This window comes from Algirhabdus cladophorae, assembly GCF_044772865.1.
GTDB classification, from domain to species: domain Bacteria; phylum Pseudomonadota; class Alphaproteobacteria; order Rhodobacterales; family Rhodobacteraceae; genus Algirhabdus; species Algirhabdus cladophorae.
In genome coordinates this window covers 623,263-636,744 of sequence record NZ_CP173029.1, presented here as the reverse complement: position 1 = coordinate 636,744, position 13,482 = coordinate 623,263, and the positions used below count along the sequence as shown (strand labels likewise).

The 13,482-nt window shown below is 57.1% G+C and carries 14 protein-coding genes; 4 read left to right on the top strand and 10 right to left on the bottom strand.

Going from position 1 to position 13,482, the window contains the following annotated elements:
• Window positions 1-51: 51 nt before the first annotated feature.
• Window positions 52-489, bottom strand: a complete 438-nt coding sequence (gene aroQ, locus ACIRQ6_RS03075) for a type II 3-dehydroquinate dehydratase (RefSeq protein ID WP_420862671.1) — start codon at window positions 487-489, stop codon at window positions 52-54.
• 111 nt (window positions 490-600) lie between these two features.
• Window positions 601-3,048, bottom strand: coding sequence for a GcvT family protein (locus ACIRQ6_RS03070; RefSeq protein WP_420862670.1), 2,448 nt, complete (start codon window positions 3,046-3,048; stop codon window positions 601-603).
• A 220-nt stretch (window positions 3,049-3,268) separates the two neighbouring features.
• Between ACIRQ6_RS03070 and ACIRQ6_RS03065 the strand changes: the two genes are divergently transcribed.
• The gene (locus tag ACIRQ6_RS03065; RefSeq protein WP_420862669.1) at window positions 3,269-4,219 is read left to right on the top strand and encodes a pirin family protein; all 951 of its coding nucleotides are present in this window, start codon (window positions 3,269-3,271) and stop codon (window positions 4,217-4,219) included.
• Between the two features lie 55 nt (window positions 4,220-4,274).
• On the top strand, window positions 4,275-5,300 hold the full coding sequence (locus ACIRQ6_RS03060) for a Gfo/Idh/MocA family protein (protein ID WP_420862668.1): 1,026 nt from the start codon (window positions 4,275-4,277) through the stop codon (window positions 5,298-5,300).
• On the opposite strand, the gene ureG is transcribed toward ACIRQ6_RS03060, so the two are convergent.
• The 8 genes from ureG to ACIRQ6_RS03020 all read right to left on the bottom strand — a co-directional run bounded on the left by ureG (window position 5,297) and on the right by ACIRQ6_RS03020 (window position 11,498).
• Window positions 5,297-5,911 (bottom strand): urease accessory protein UreG, encoded by a 615-nt coding sequence (ureG, locus tag ACIRQ6_RS03055; RefSeq protein WP_420862667.1) that lies wholly within the window; start codon window positions 5,909-5,911, stop codon window positions 5,297-5,299. The two genes, ACIRQ6_RS03060 and ureG, sit on opposite strands and share 4 nt — an antisense overlap.
• Window positions 5,908-6,579 (bottom strand): urease accessory protein UreF, encoded by a 672-nt coding sequence (locus ACIRQ6_RS03050; RefSeq protein WP_420862666.1) that lies wholly within the window; start codon window positions 6,577-6,579, stop codon window positions 5,908-5,910. The genes ureG and ACIRQ6_RS03050 overlap by 4 nt, the downstream gene beginning before the upstream one ends.
• Window positions 6,545-6,982, bottom strand: a complete 438-nt coding sequence (locus ACIRQ6_RS03045; protein WP_420862665.1) for an urease accessory protein UreE — start codon at window positions 6,980-6,982, stop codon at window positions 6,545-6,547. Before ACIRQ6_RS03045 ends, ACIRQ6_RS03050 begins: the two co-directional genes overlap by 35 nt.
• Window positions 6,982-8,721 (bottom strand): urease subunit alpha, encoded by a 1,740-nt coding sequence (ureC, locus tag ACIRQ6_RS03040; RefSeq protein ID WP_420862664.1) that lies wholly within the window; start codon window positions 8,719-8,721, stop codon window positions 6,982-6,984. Before ureC ends, ACIRQ6_RS03045 begins: the two co-directional genes overlap by 1 nt.
• 2 nt (window positions 8,722-8,723) lie before the next feature.
• Window positions 8,724-9,029, bottom strand: a complete 306-nt coding sequence (locus ACIRQ6_RS03035) for an urease subunit beta (RefSeq protein ID WP_420862663.1) — start codon at window positions 9,027-9,029, stop codon at window positions 8,724-8,726.
• Between the two features lie 9 nt (window positions 9,030-9,038).
• Window positions 9,039-9,341 carry an urease subunit gamma gene (locus ACIRQ6_RS03030; RefSeq protein WP_420862662.1) on the bottom strand — a complete coding sequence of 101 codons (303 nt, stop codon included), beginning with the start codon at window positions 9,339-9,341 and terminating at the stop codon, window positions 9,039-9,041.
• Window position 9,342: 1 nt separating this feature from the next.
• Window positions 9,343-10,188 carry an urease accessory protein UreD gene (locus tag ACIRQ6_RS03025; RefSeq protein WP_420862661.1) on the bottom strand — a complete coding sequence of 282 codons (846 nt, stop codon included), beginning with the start codon at window positions 10,186-10,188 and terminating at the stop codon, window positions 9,343-9,345.
• 137 nt (window positions 10,189-10,325) lie between these two features.
• Entirely contained in the window at window positions 10,326-11,498 is a 1,173-nt protein-coding gene (locus ACIRQ6_RS03020; protein WP_420862660.1) for an alpha-D-ribose 1-methylphosphonate 5-triphosphate diphosphatase, read from the bottom strand.
• 121 nt (window positions 11,499-11,619) lie between these two features.
• Between ACIRQ6_RS03020 and ACIRQ6_RS03015 the strand changes: the two genes are divergently transcribed.
• Together ACIRQ6_RS03015 and ACIRQ6_RS03010 are read left to right on the top strand one after the other, a co-directional pair.
• Window positions 11,620-12,318, top strand: coding sequence for a DUF1045 domain-containing protein (locus ACIRQ6_RS03015; RefSeq protein ID WP_420862659.1), 699 nt, complete (start codon window positions 11,620-11,622; stop codon window positions 12,316-12,318).
• 116 nt (window positions 12,319-12,434) lie between these two features.
• Complete coding sequence (locus tag ACIRQ6_RS03010; protein WP_420862658.1) at window positions 12,435-13,478, top strand: LacI family DNA-binding transcriptional regulator; 1,044 nt, start codon at window positions 12,435-12,437, stop codon at window positions 13,476-13,478.
• Window positions 13,479-13,482 lie beyond the last annotated feature (4 nt).

The following is a 13,482-nucleotide window of genomic DNA, read 5'->3' as shown; positions in this document are numbered from 1 at the left end:
TGATCGCAGCGCGTCATCAGGTTTTCAAGGTTTGTCAGCTACGGGCGAAGCCTAGTCCAAAAGTTCGGCCATATGTTGCACGGCCAACCGGTAGCCCGACGCCCCAAATCCCGCAATCACGCCGGTGGCCCGCTTGCTGACAAAGGAATGATGCCGGAATTCCTCGCGTTGGTGCACATTGGTGATGTGGACCTCCAAAACAGGCCCGTCAAACGTGTAAAGCGCATCCAAAATCGCCACAGATGTATGGGTAAAAGCCGCGGGATTGATCACAATGCCTTGGGATTTTTCCCGTGCCGCATGAATCCAATCAATGATCTGACCTTCATAATTGGATTGGAGAAACTCGATCTGATGCCCTTGCGACTGGGCCTGCGCAAAACAAGCCGCCTCAATATCAGCGAGGGTCGTGGCCCCGTATTTTTCAGGTTCCCGTTGCCCCAACAGGTTGAGGTTCGGTCCGTTCAGGATGGTGATAAGTGCGCTCATGCTGGCCTGCTGGTTCTGAATATATCCCGCGCAGGCCTAGCCCAATCTCTGCCCCTGCCACAATGGCCTCGGGTCAGTTCTTGGGCTGCTGTTGTAGCCAAGCGGCACTTGCTAGCTGCGCATTTTGGCACCAGAGGGGTCATAAACGGGCGCACCTTCGACCGATGCATCATAAAAATCCCCAAGGATTTCCACCTGCACCTGTGTGCCCGCCACCGCGTGTTCTGCAGACACATAGGCCATCGCCATGGACTGACCGACGCTGTGCGCATAGCCACCCGAGGTCACATATCCAATGGCCGCACCATCCTTCATCACGGCTTCATCGAGGGTGACATCAATCTCAGTCTCGATGGTGAGAGTAACCAGTTTGCGCACAGGGCCATTGTCCCTCGCCGCCTGTGTGGCGGCTTTGCCGGTAAAGTCCTTGTTCCAATTGATGAACCCGTCCATGCCACTTTCAACCGCATCAAAATCCGGCCGGAATTCCAGCCCCCATGCGCCCCAACCTTTTTCCAGCCGCAGCGACATGAGCGCGCGATTGCCGTACCAGCGATAGCCCAAATCCACACCTGCCTCTTCGATCGCCTCGGACAAGCGCAACAGGTATTGCGGACGGCAGTAGATCTCGAAACCCAACTCACCCGAAAAGCTGATCCGGTTCAGAACCACTGGCACGCCACCCACATGGGTCTGGCGCGTGTCGCGGAATTTCATGCCTTCAGCACTGACGTCATCGCGGGTAATACGTTGCAGCAATGCACGAGATTTTGGGCCTGAAACGGCGATACCGTGCCACTGCGCCGTTTGATTTTCGTGGGTCACATCCGCAGGCAGACTGCCTGCCCAAAACCGGCTGTGGGCATCTTGCATCGCACCGGATCCAAACAGCATAAAGTGATCCTCAGCCAGACAGGCCACGGTTAGATCCCCGTAAAGCTTACCTTTTTCGGTGAGCATCGGCGACAGGCTGATGCGCCCGGGCTTGGGTACAAAACCTGCCATGACGTGATCCAGCCACGCCCGCGCGCCTACCCCTTTGATCACATGCTTGGCGAAATTGGCCACTTCGATGCCCGCCACGCCTTCGCGCACCGCTTTGCATTCGGCGGCTACGTAATCATGGCTGCGGTTGCGTTCAAAACTGGGATCTTCCCAAGCATCCTGCGGCCCATCCGCAAACCATAACGCATGTTCCAAACCAAAGGCCTGCCCCATTTGCGCACCCTTGGCGGTCAGCCGGTCATAAAGGGCCGTGGTCTGTTGACGCCGCCCCTTTGGGAGCGTCTCGTTGGGGAAGGTCATCACAAAGCGACGTTCGTAATTCTCGGTCGATTTCACCGTGCCCCAATCAGGTGTGGCCCAATCACCAAAACGCGCCACATCCATGGCCCAGACATCAATCGACGGCTCGCCATCCATCATCCATTCCGCCATGGTCAGGCCAACGCCGCCGCCCTGACAAAACCCCGCCATGACCCCCACAGCGCACCAATAATTGGTCATCCCCGGCACCGGTCCGATCATCGGATTGCCATCCGGTCCAAAGGTGAACGGCCCATTGATGGCCTGACGGATGCCCACATCGGCCAGCACCGGGACGCGCTCGAACGCAAACTCCAGACGATCCGCAATCTGATCCAGATTGGGCGGCAACAGCTCGTGACCAAAGTCCCAAGGCGTGCCGCCGACCTTCCACGGCGTACCCTTTTGTTCATAAGTCCCCAACAGCAACCCATTGCGTTCCTGACGGAAATAAATATTCGCCTCATAATCGATCCCGCAGGGCAAACGGGTCGGGCTGTTGACGATTTCAGGAATATCTTCGGTCAAAAGGTAATGATGTTCCATCGGCTGCACCGGGATGTTGACGCCTTGCATATGGCCCACTTCACGGGCCCAAAGCCCCCCGCAATTGACGATCATCTCGGCGTTGATCGTGCCTTTGGGGGTTGCCACATCCCAACTGCCGTCGGATTTTTGCGTTGTAGTCGTCACTGGCGTGTAGGTGAAATACTGGCCCCCATGCACGCGCGCGGCCTTGGCAAACGCATAGGTCGCACCGGATGGGTCCAAATCCCCGTCTTGATCATCCCAAAGGGCCGCCAGATAGTGTTTGGGATCAATCAACGGGTGCCGTTCTGCCACTTCTGCGGGGCTGATAAACTCTTGATGCAGCCCCATATACCGTGCCTTGGACCGCTCGCGTTTGAGGTAATCATACCATGTCTTGTTCGAGGCCAGGTAAAAGCCACCGGTCATATGCAGACCCACGGAATGGCCTGAGGTTTCTTCGATTTCTTTATACAGATCAATCGTATAGCCCTGCAAACGGCTGATATTGGGGTCCGAACTAATGGTGTGAATTTGGCCCGCCGCATGCCAGCTAGATCCGCTGGTCAACTCATCACGTTCCAGCAACACCACGTCTTTCCAACCAAATTTGGCCAGATGGAACAGGATCGAACAGCCCACAACGCCGCCCCCAATGATCACCACTTTGGCGTGGCTTGGCAGGGCTTTGGCACGGCCTGTGCCTTCTTTGGTAAATTCAGGCATGGATCCCTCCCATGGGCTGCAGAATATTTCCCCAGATTAACCACGGCCCCACTTACCGAAAGGATCAAAAACGACAAAAAATATCGCAAAATCCAGCTGGCCCCGTGTGACCACCATACAATCCTGCACAGAAATTGTGTTGCAATGGCAGATTGATCTGATCCGTGAGGGCAGTATCTTTGATCCATGCTTCAAGACCCACGCGAAAAGGACCCCAGATATGAGTTGGAACCCCTCCCAAAGCCTTGACGGACACGGGGCAGCCCCTGAAACACTTATCGTGCCGCGCGCCCACGACATTGGCGGATTTGAGGTGCGTCGCGCCCTGCCCTCCCCCCAGCGGCAAATGGTTGGGCCGTTTATCTTTTTCGATCAAATGGGGCCTGCGGAATTCATCACAGACGGCGGCATTGATGTGCGCCCGCATCCTCATATCGGCTTAGGCACCGTGACCTACCTGTACCAAGGCGAGTTTGAACACCGCGACAGTCTTGGCACCCACCAAATGATCTACCCCGGCGAAGTCAACTGGATGGTGGCAGGCCGCGGCGTGACCCATTCCGAACGCACCAGTGCAGATACCCGCAAAACCCGCCACAGCCTCTTTGGAGTTCAAACATGGATCGCCCTACCCGAAGATCGCGAAGATATGGCGCCGGATTTTGAGCATCACAAAGAGGCCGCACTGCCGGTTTTGCAGGACAAAGGCATCACCGCACGGCTCATCCTTGGCGACAGCTATGGCGAGACCAGCCCGGTTACCATGCAGTCCGAGACATTCTATCTGGATGTAATCCTTGAAGCAGGCGCTGCCTTCCCCCTCACTGATACCCACGAGGATCGGGGCATCCACATCACCCAAGGCAGTCTGGATGTGGCCGGTCAAACCTATGAGGCGGGCCAAATGATGGTATTTCGCCCCGGCGATCAAATTTCGGTCAAGGCCGGTCCGCAAGGGGCGCGTTTTATGGCCCTTGGCGGGGCGACCCTAAATGAAAAGCGATATATTTGGTGGAATTTCGTGTCGTCCTCCAAGGACAAAATTGAGGCCGCCAAAGAGGCTTGGAAAACCGGCGATTGGGCCAATGGGCCATTCTCGTTACCGCCCGGCGATGATGCAGAACACATCGAGATCAGCCCAGAACTGGACCGCACCCGACCCCGCGGGTGATTGACAAACCCCGCACTTCGCCGTTTTTGGGGCGTAACAAAACGGGGGCCAAGTGATGGACACACCAAGGATTGCAGTGATAGGCGCGGGGCTGATTGGACGTAAACATGTGGACGTGGTCCGGCAGTTTGCCCAGTTACATGCCATCATTGATCCGGCCCCTGCCACCAAAGATCTGGCGGCACAACACGGCGCGCTTTGGTTTGAAACGCTTGAGGCATATCTGGCGCAGCACAGCCCAGACGGGGCTATCGTCGCGTCACCCAATACCCTGCATTTGCCCCAGGGGCGCGCCTGTCTTGAGGCGGGCATACCCGTTTTGATCGAAAAGCCTCTTGCCGAAAGTGCCCCCAATGCACAGGCCTTGACCACGTTGTCAGAACGCCTTGGCATCGCGGTTTTGGTCGGTCATCACCGCCGTCATTCGCCCTTGGTCAAAAAGGCCAAGTCGTTGATTGATAAGGGTACTTTGGGACGCATCGCCACAGTCACCGCGCAGTTTTGGCTGTATAAGCCCCAAGATTATTACGATGCCACGTGGCGGACAAAAGAAGGCGGCGGCCCGATCTTTATCAATTTGATCCATGACATCGACCTGCTGCGCCACTTTTGCGGCGACATAACCGCAGTCCAAGCCATGGAAAACAATGCTGTTCGCGGATTTGAGGTCGAAGACACTGCCGCCCTGCTGCTGCGGTTCAAAAATGGTGCACTTGGCACGGTTTCGATCTCGGACACGGTTGCAGCCCCGTGGAGTTGGGAATTGACCGCAGGCGAAAACCCCGCCTATCCCAAGACCAGCCAAGCAGCCTATAGGATCGGCGGCACCGATGGATCGTTGTCCGTGCCCGATCTACAGCTTTGGCAACATCCTGACGTCAAAAGCTGGTGGGCCCCGATCGAAAACACCGCGCACCCTGCGGATCCCTTGGATCCCGTCGTGGAACAGTTCAAACATTTTATGGACGTGATTGCAGGGCGGGCTCAGCCTTTGGTCCCCGCGAGCGAAGGTGCAAAGAACCTTGCAGTGTTAGACGCAATAAAACAGGCCGCCCGCCACGGCGGCACGCAACAGGTCTAGCCCAAACCGCCGATATCGCGGATCAGATCGCAGATCGCATCAACCCCTTGCCGCGCGCGCAGATTGGCAAAGACAAAAGGCCGCTCGCCCCGCATTTTAAGCGCATCACGCTGCATCACATCCAAGTTCGCCCCCACATATGGGGCCAAATCGGTCTTGTTGATGATCAAAATATCGGACCGCGTGATCGCAGGCCCACCTTTGCGTGGGATCTCTTCGCCAGCGGCCACATCGATCACATAAATGGTCAGATCCGCCAGTTCAGGGCTGAAAGTTGCGGATAGATTGTCCCCGCCACTCTCGATCAAGATCAGTTCCAGATCATCGTGGCGGGTGTTCATCTCGGCCACAGCTGCCAAATTGATCGAGGCATCTTCACGGATGGCCGTATGCGGACAGCCCCCTGTCTCGACCCCCATCACACGGGTCTGAGGCAAGACCTGCAGCCGCATCAGCGCCTCGGCATCCTCTTGGGTATAGATGTCATTGGTGATCACACCCATAGAATGTTTATCGCGCAGCGCCTCGCAAAGGGCGGCCGTCAAAGTCGTCTTACCCGCCCCCACAGGCCCCCCGATGCCCACCCGCAACGGGCCGTTTAATCCTGTCATGTCTGAAAAATCCTAGCGTATTGGGTTTCATGCCGCATCGACGCGATATCGGCCAAAAAAGTCGTGCTGCTGAGCAGGGTGAGATCCCCGTTTTGACTGTCCTGCGCAATCGCCTCACAAGTGGGGCCCAGCGTTTTGATCAAGGCCTGCGCATCTGTTTGACCAATCGGGGCCAACCGCTGTCCTGCTGCAGCAAGATTGCCCACAAACGCCTGCAAATACAGGCTGATGGTTGGGACCAAAGGCAAATCATTGCGCTGCGCGGCCCATCCCACGGCCACTGGAAAACACAGATCCAACGGCATCATGGCCCAAATCCGGTCCGTTATTTTGCAAAAGGCAGCACCTTGCAACTGGCTTTCCTTCAGCCGTTCTGCGCAAGGTGCAAAGGCGCAGGCCTGCGCGTTGATATCTGCTAACTCAACAGCCGTTGGTGCATGATAAGCCGCCGCTGCAAACAGGGCATCCGACCGCCCGGTGCCATGTTCTAGCACGGTCAAAAGCCAGCGTTGCAAGTCCGGTGCATCCTTGACCTGCCCGTCTTCTACAGCCTTTTCCAACCCGTGGGAAAAGTTAAACGCTCCCACGGGATAAGCTGGCGAAAACCATTGGGCCAGCGTCAAAAGCTGCGCGTTAGTGAGCATGGGAATGCGTGCGCCCATGGCCATAGGCCCCGCCTTCTGGTGTGAAAGGTGCCGTGATCGGGCGGGTTGTGGCGGCAAGCTTGCCCAGCATGTCCTCGATCACATGATCACGCTGGATCAACAGCCTCTCCGCCTCGATCTGACAGGGCATGTGCCGATTGCCGATGTGCCACGCAAGCCGCACCAAATCGCCGGTGATTTCCAGCAATTCCTCTGGGGCGGCCTCAACCCTAACCTCGGTCGCAGCGTCTGTGATCAAGACACCACCATGGTTCAGCGACGTCGTCTGCGGCAAGTCCACCAACAGTTTTGCACCCGATGCCAGTTCAATGACCTTACGCCGCAAAAACCGTTGATCATAGGTCAGGGACACCCGGTCAGCAGCTTCTTTGTGGCCATGGTCGTGATAGGATTGCGCGACCTGCATCAGAACAAGAAATACCGCTGCGCCATGGGCAATTCGCTGGCTGGTTCACAGGTCAGTAACTCGCCGTCCGCACGCACTTCGTAGGTCTCGGGGTTCACTTCGACCTGAGGCAATGCGTCGTTCAACTTGAGGTCTTTCTTGCCGATGCCACGGGTGTTTTGCACAGCGATGGTCTGTTTAGCGAGACCCAAAGAAGCACCAATCCCCTCGGCCTCGGCCGCCTCGGACACAAAGCACACAGCCGAGTTTTCGACCGAGCGCCCATAGGCCCCGAACATAGGTCGCGAATACACAGGTTGCGGTGTCGGAATGGACGCATTGGGATCACCCATTTGCGCCACAGCAATGGTGCCCCCCAGCAAGACCATTTCAGGCTTCACCCCAAAGAACGCAGGGTTCCACAGGACCAGATCCGCCCGTTTGCCTTCCTCAATGCTACCGATATGGCTGGAAATTCCGTGGGCAATGGCAGGATTGATGGTGTATTTCGCAATGTAGCGCCGAACACGGAAATTGTCGTTCTCGCCGGTTTCATCAGACAGACGCCCGCGCTGTTTCTTCATCTTATCTGCGGTTTGCCACGTGCGGATCAAGACCTCGCCCACACGGCCCATGGCCTGACTGTCGGAGGCAATGATCGAAAACGCGCCCATGTCGTGCAGGATGTCTTCGGCAGCAATCGTCTCGCGACGGATACGGCTTTCGGCAAAGGCCACGTCCTCGGGGATGGATTTGTCCAGATGGTGACAGACCATCAACATGTCCAGATGTTCCTCCAACGTGTTGACCGTAAAGGGCCGCGTCGGGTTGGTGGAACTGGGCAAAACATTCGCATCACCACAGATTTTGATGATGTCCGGCGCGTGGCCACCGCCAGCCCCTTCGGTGTGGAAGGCGTGGATTGTGCGTCCCTTCATGGCGGCAACAGTGTTCTCGACAAAGCCGCTTTCGTTCAGCGTGTCTGTGTGGATCATCACTTGGACATCCATGGCGTCGGCCACAGTCAAACAGCAATCAATCGCACCGGGGGTCGTGCCCCAATCCTCGTGCAATTTCAGCGCGCAGGCGCCGCCTTTGACCTGCTCCTCAAGGGCCGCAGGCAGGGACGCATTGCCCTTGCCTGCAAAGGCCAAATTCATTGGAAACGCATCTGCCGATTGCAGCATCCGCCCGATATGCCATGGCCCCGGCGTACAGGTCGTGGCCAGCGTTCCATGGGCTGGCCCCGTGCCACCGCCCAGCATCGTGGTCAGGCCGGAATGCAGCGCATCTTCAATCTGTTGAGGGCAAATAAAGTGGATGTGGCTGTCAAAACCACCAGCGGTCAGGATCCGCCCCTCACCCGCTATGGCCTCGGTTCCGGGCCCGATAATGATATCGACACCGGGTTGTGTATCTGGGTTACCCGCTTTGCCGATCTTATGAATGCGCCCGTTTTTCAGACCCACATCAGCCTTATAAATCCCAGTGTAATCCACAATCAGCGCGTTGGTGATGACCGTATCAACGGCGCCATCTGCCCGCGTGGTCTGGGCCTGCCCCATGCCGTCGCGGATAACCTTGCCACCGCCAAACTTGACCTCCTCACCATAGGCCAAGGCATTGGCTGGCCCTGCGGCCTCGGCTGTCAGATCGCGCTCGACCTCGATAATCAAATCCGTATCTGCAAGTCGCAGTTTATCGCCCACCGTAGGGCCGAACATCGCCGCATAATCGGCGCGAGAAATTGTGCTTGGCATCGTTACAGATCCCCCATCACTTGCTGGTTAAATCCATAGATTTTGCGGTCCCCGGCGATGGGGATCAGGCTGACCTCACGGCGTTGGCCGGGCTCAAACCGCACAGCAGTGCCAGCGGCAATATCCAGACGCTGGCCACGGGCGGCATCGCGGTCGAAATCCAAAGCCGAATTGCTTTCGGCGAAATGATAATGCGAGCCGACTTGCACAGGACGGTCACCCGTATTGGCCACCATCAGCACAGTCACTTCACGGCCAGGGTTCAGATCAAGTTCGCCCTCTGCGGGGAAGAGTTCTCCGGGGATCATCGTGGCCTCCTAGCGAATCGGGTTGTGGACAGTGACCAGTTTGGTCCCGTCGGGAAAGGTGGCTTCGACCTGCACTTCGTGGATCATTTCGGGCACGCCTTCCATGCATTGATCGCGGGTGATCACAGCGGCGCCTGCCTGCATCATATCAGCCACGGACCGACCATCGCGCGCGCCTTCGACCACGGCATCGGTGATCAATGCGATGGCTTCGGGGTGGTTCAGCTTAACCCCACGCGACAGGCGCCTGCGGGCCACTTCAGCGGCCATCGAGACCAATAATTTGTCTTTTTCACGGGGTGTTAGGTTCATGTCATATCATCCAAGGTCGAGGAACAGGCGCGCCGCTCAGGCGCTTTAAAAGCGGAACAAGTGTCCCGCGCAGCACAAAACTATCGTGAGCCAACGCACGGATCACCAACAGATCAGGACCCAGCAGGCTGACACCTGCCTGCGGGCCAAGGCTGTCGCGGATCGGCTGTAGATGGGTCTGGGCATCCGGTGCTGTATAAACCACTGTAGCCAGCGCACCGGCCCCTGCCGCCACCGCCGGATCGGCCAAATGCGACGCCACATCGCCAGACAAATGCAGCGCGTCCAAAAACACAGGCACACCTGCGCGGCGCACAGTGATCCGGTCGCGCAATACCGCAGAGTTCAGAACTTCGCCCATAGCCATTCGGCCAAAAACCAGTGTTTCACAGATCAACGCCGTAGCAGTCGTATCCAAATCCACGCTTAGCGTGCGATCTAGGGCGCAGTTATCGAACAATATTGTTTCCTGCGGCATCCAGTGCAAAGCCGCATGAGACCCCGCACTGAGGGTGTTTGTCACTTGCCCCACTTCACCTGCTTGGGCACGATAGGCCCGTTCGGCTGCTTGCGTGGTCAGGATCAATTGCGTGTTCGCCCCTGCATGGGCAGTTAGCTGATACCGGTCGCCACCTGTCACACCCCCAGCCGTATTGATCACCACGGCCTCCAGAGCGCTGCCGTTGCGGCGCGGGAACAACAATTTATAAGACCCACGCTGATGCATATCATCCAAAACAGACATCTCAGCGCGTGCTTTGGACGAAACGCTAAGGGAGCCTTGCGCGCGCGGCTGTTGCGGCACAGGACGGGCCGCAGATGGGTCAAGTTGGATCGGAACAGTCATCCGCCAGAGTTCACCAGAGGATCACAGGGCATGCAAGCCACCAGAAACCTTTGCAAACGCTGGACCCAAAGTTTCTGGCGCGCCGCGCAGTCTATTGCCCAATAAATAAGCAAAACAAATACGCTGTGCGGCAAAATCTACGCCACGCGCAGACCCTCACGCCATGTGCCTTTGATCGACGGCAACTGGTCAATCAGACGAAAACGCACCAAATCCGCCCGCTTGCCCAGCGCAATCTCGCCGCGTTCCGTCAGTTGAACCGCCTGTGCCGGTGCTGCTGTCACGCGGTGCAATCCCTGCGCCAAGTCGCCATAGTCCAGACCAAATTGCACCGCTGCCATCAATAGTGAGGCAGGCACGTAATCAGAACTGAGAATATCCAAGACACCCTGCTGTGCCAAATCCGAGGCCGCGACATTACCCGAGTGACTGCCCCCGCGCAGCAGGTTGGGCGCGCCCATCATCACTGCGATACCAGCGGCCTTGCAGGCTATCGCTGCCTCAATCGATGTGGGGAATTCCGCGATCTTGGCTTTGTGTTTTGCCGCATTTTGCACGTCCGCAAGTGTGGTGTCATCGTGACTTGCAATCACTGCGCCAAATCGCTGCCCAATGGCTGCGGCCTGTGCTTCATGTACCGCCCCGTAAGTATCGCGCAGATGGTACAAATGGGCAAAGTGATCCCGCAATTCCTGATCCGACATCCCATATTTGCCCTGCACATAAGCAGACATTTTGGCCAGATCACGGAACTGACGCTGGCCCGGCGTGTGGTCCATAATGCTCACAATGCCAATGCGATCGGCCGGTGTGAACTCCTCCAATTCCTCGATCACGGTTTCTGAACACACCTCTGCGCGCAGATGCAGGAAATGACTGACCCGCATTTGGCCAGAAGTTTGCAACTTCAGGATTTCATCAGCCACTGGACGGGCATATTTGGCGTATCGCGCCTTCGCACTTGAGGTGATTGAGCCCACACGTAGAGCATCAAAAACTGTGGTAATCCCCACTGACGCTAACTCGGCATCATGGGCCATTACTGCGGCTTGCAAGGGCCATTTGACACCGGGTCGCGGCTGCATGTGCCGTTCTAAATTGTCCGTGTGCAGCTCGACCAATCCGGCACAAATATAATCGCCGTCACAATCAATCGCATCGCGGGCTTGCACCGGGCCCTGATCGATTTCAGCGATCACACCGTCGCTCACGCGTACCGTCCCATTGATCACCTCGTCGGCTAAAATCACCTTGGCATTTGTCAGCGTGACCGAAGCAAGGGCCGCATTGCGCTGTGGGTTGTCTTTCATCGGGGCCCTCTTTTTTGCAACGCTCAGGTGTGAACCTGTCCCACTCTGGCGCGGTCACAATTTTTTGTCTAACCAAGGACATCAGGTGAGCCGCAGAAATCAAGTGCGAAGAGGCGATAAAATGGATTTTGAGCGGTACGCCGTCTATTACACCCCCGCACCGGATCACCCGATCACCCATTTCGCCGCTGCTTGGTTGGGATGGGACGTGCATCAGGGTCGCAGCCAGCCCCATCCCGACATCGCGGATCTGCCACAGACTGTGGATCAAATCACCCAGACACCGCGCAAATACGGCTTTCATGGCACCCTCAAAGCCCCGTTCTATCTGGCTAAGGGCAAGACGCTAACCCAATTGCAAAACGCCGTAGACCAATTCGCAAGCAGCCATACCGCCTTTGAAATGGGGCACTTGCGCCTTGGCACTCTGGGGCATTTCGTGGCTCTGGTGTTAGCCGCACCCAACCCACATTTTACAGGCTTTGCGGCTGCATGCGTGCAAGATCTGGACGGGTTCCGAGCCCCAATGACCCAATTTGATCTGAACCGGCGGCGCGCGGCAGGTCTGACCCCGCAACAAGACGCGTACCTCACCCAATGGGGCTATCCATATATTTTAGAGTGCTTCAAATTTCATCTGACCCTGACAGGATCCTTGCCTCCTGATCATGTCAAGGCCGTGGCCGCAGCGCTCGAAACACCTATGACGCCCCTGTTAGCGCAGCCCTTTTGGATGCGCCATTTGACACTTTGTGGTCAATCCAGAGACGGGCGATTCCACGTCATCGAACGGTTCCCCTTGGCCCCGGCCACCGACTAAACCCGCAGAAAACACGTGCCAAACATGCGCAAATAATAAAATGATTGACGTCTATCATTTCTTGAGGCAACACTCCCCCAAACCGCATATCTTGCGGGTCAAAGGGGGAAAACACGATGAAAAGCCCGACGTTGCAGGACGTCGCGCAGTTGGCAGGGGTCAGCTATGCGACCGCCGATCGTGTTTTGAACCAACGCGGCAAAGTGGCCGCAAAATCCGCCACCAAAGTGCAAAACGCCATGGCGCAACTGGGCTATGTGCGCAATGTGGCCGCCGCCAATCTGTCGCGCAGTCGCACCCAGAAAATTGCCTTTCTGATTCCACGGCGGACCCACGCCTTTTTTGCCCGGATGCATGCCCATCTGGACAAAACCATAGATCACCTAAAACACGCACAAGTCACAATAGACGTGATCGAAGTCGACGCCTTTCGGCCCGATGCATTGCGCACTATCCTTAGCAATGTGATCGACAAAGCCTATGATGGCCTTGCGATTGTTGGCCTTCAGGACGCGGGCCTGATCGCCCCTCTTGAGCAAATCCGCGCCACAGGGACCAAAATTGTCTCGCTGGTTTCGGACCTGCCAAACGGCTGTCGCGACCAGTATATTGGCATTAATAATGACAAGGCCGGGCGTTCTGCGGCGCGGTTAATGGGCATGGCCCACGCAGGCCTAAAAGGCCAAGTGGTTGTGGCCGCCGGATCCTTGGACGCATTGGACCACGCAGACCGGCTGCAAGGGTTTCGCGCTGTGTTAAGCCGCGACTTTCCCAACATCACACTCACCACCCTGATCGAGACACAAGACGATCCTGCGACCTTGCATGGAAAACTCAAGACAGCCACCGCATCGGCTGGTCCAATCACCGGAATCTACAACGTCGGTGCCGGGAATGAAGGGTTAGTTGACTGGCTGGCTGATTTTGACCGCCCTCGCCCGTTTTGCTGCATCCTGCATGAACTGGTCGACCCTGCCCGTCAGGCCCTCGCTCGCGGTCTGGTGGATGTGATCATCGACCAACGGCCCGAGATCGAACTGACCCGCGCCTTGGCCTATCTGCGCGCCAGCATCGACGATCTGCCGCCGCCCCCTGCCCCAGACCTTATTCCCGCGATCTATCTGCGCGACAACCTACCCGATCCATCTTTTGACCCATAAGGCA

Excerpts from the sequence above, each read along its gene's own strand:
- ureC (WP_420862664.1), bottom strand. The coding sequence starts at position 8,721 with ATGCCAAGCACAATTTCTCGCGCCGATTATGCGGCGATGTTCGGCCCT.
- ACIRQ6_RS03015 (WP_420862659.1), top strand. The coding sequence starts at position 11,620 with ATGGATTTTGAGCGGTACGCCGTCTATTACACCCCCGCACCGGATCAC.
- ACIRQ6_RS03045 (WP_420862665.1), bottom strand. The coding sequence starts at position 6,982 with ATGCAGGTCGCGCAATCCTATCACGACCATGGCCACAAAGAAGCTGCT.
- ACIRQ6_RS03035 (WP_420862663.1), bottom strand. The coding sequence starts at position 9,029 with ATGATCCCCGGAGAACTCTTCCCCGCAGAGGGCGAACTTGATCTGAAC.
- ACIRQ6_RS03070 (WP_420862670.1), bottom strand. The coding sequence starts at position 3,048 with ATGCCTGAATTTACCAAAGAAGGCACAGGCCGTGCCAAAGCCCTGCCA.
- ureG (WP_420862667.1), bottom strand. The coding sequence starts at position 5,911 with ATGACAGGATTAAACGGCCCGTTGCGGGTGGGCATCGGGGGGCCTGTG.
- aroQ (WP_420862671.1), bottom strand. The coding sequence starts at position 489 with ATGAGCGCACTTATCACCATCCTGAACGGACCGAACCTCAACCTGTTG.
- ACIRQ6_RS03010 (WP_420862658.1), top strand. The coding sequence starts at position 12,435 with ATGAAAAGCCCGACGTTGCAGGACGTCGCGCAGTTGGCAGGGGTCAGC.
- ACIRQ6_RS03060 (WP_420862668.1), top strand. The coding sequence starts at position 4,275 with ATGGACACACCAAGGATTGCAGTGATAGGCGCGGGGCTGATTGGACGT.
- ACIRQ6_RS03025 (WP_420862661.1), bottom strand. The coding sequence starts at position 10,188 with ATGACTGTTCCGATCCAACTTGACCCATCTGCGGCCCGTCCTGTGCCG.
- ACIRQ6_RS03030 (WP_420862662.1), bottom strand. The coding sequence starts at position 9,341 with ATGAACCTAACACCCCGTGAAAAAGACAAATTATTGGTCTCGATGGCC.
- ACIRQ6_RS03050 (WP_420862666.1), bottom strand. The coding sequence starts at position 6,579 with ATGGCCATGGGCGCACGCATTCCCATGCTCACTAACGCGCAGCTTTTG.
- ACIRQ6_RS03020 (WP_420862660.1), bottom strand. The coding sequence starts at position 11,498 with ATGAAAGACAACCCACAGCGCAATGCGGCCCTTGCTTCGGTCACGCTG.
- ACIRQ6_RS03065 (WP_420862669.1), top strand. The coding sequence starts at position 3,269 with ATGAGTTGGAACCCCTCCCAAAGCCTTGACGGACACGGGGCAGCCCCT.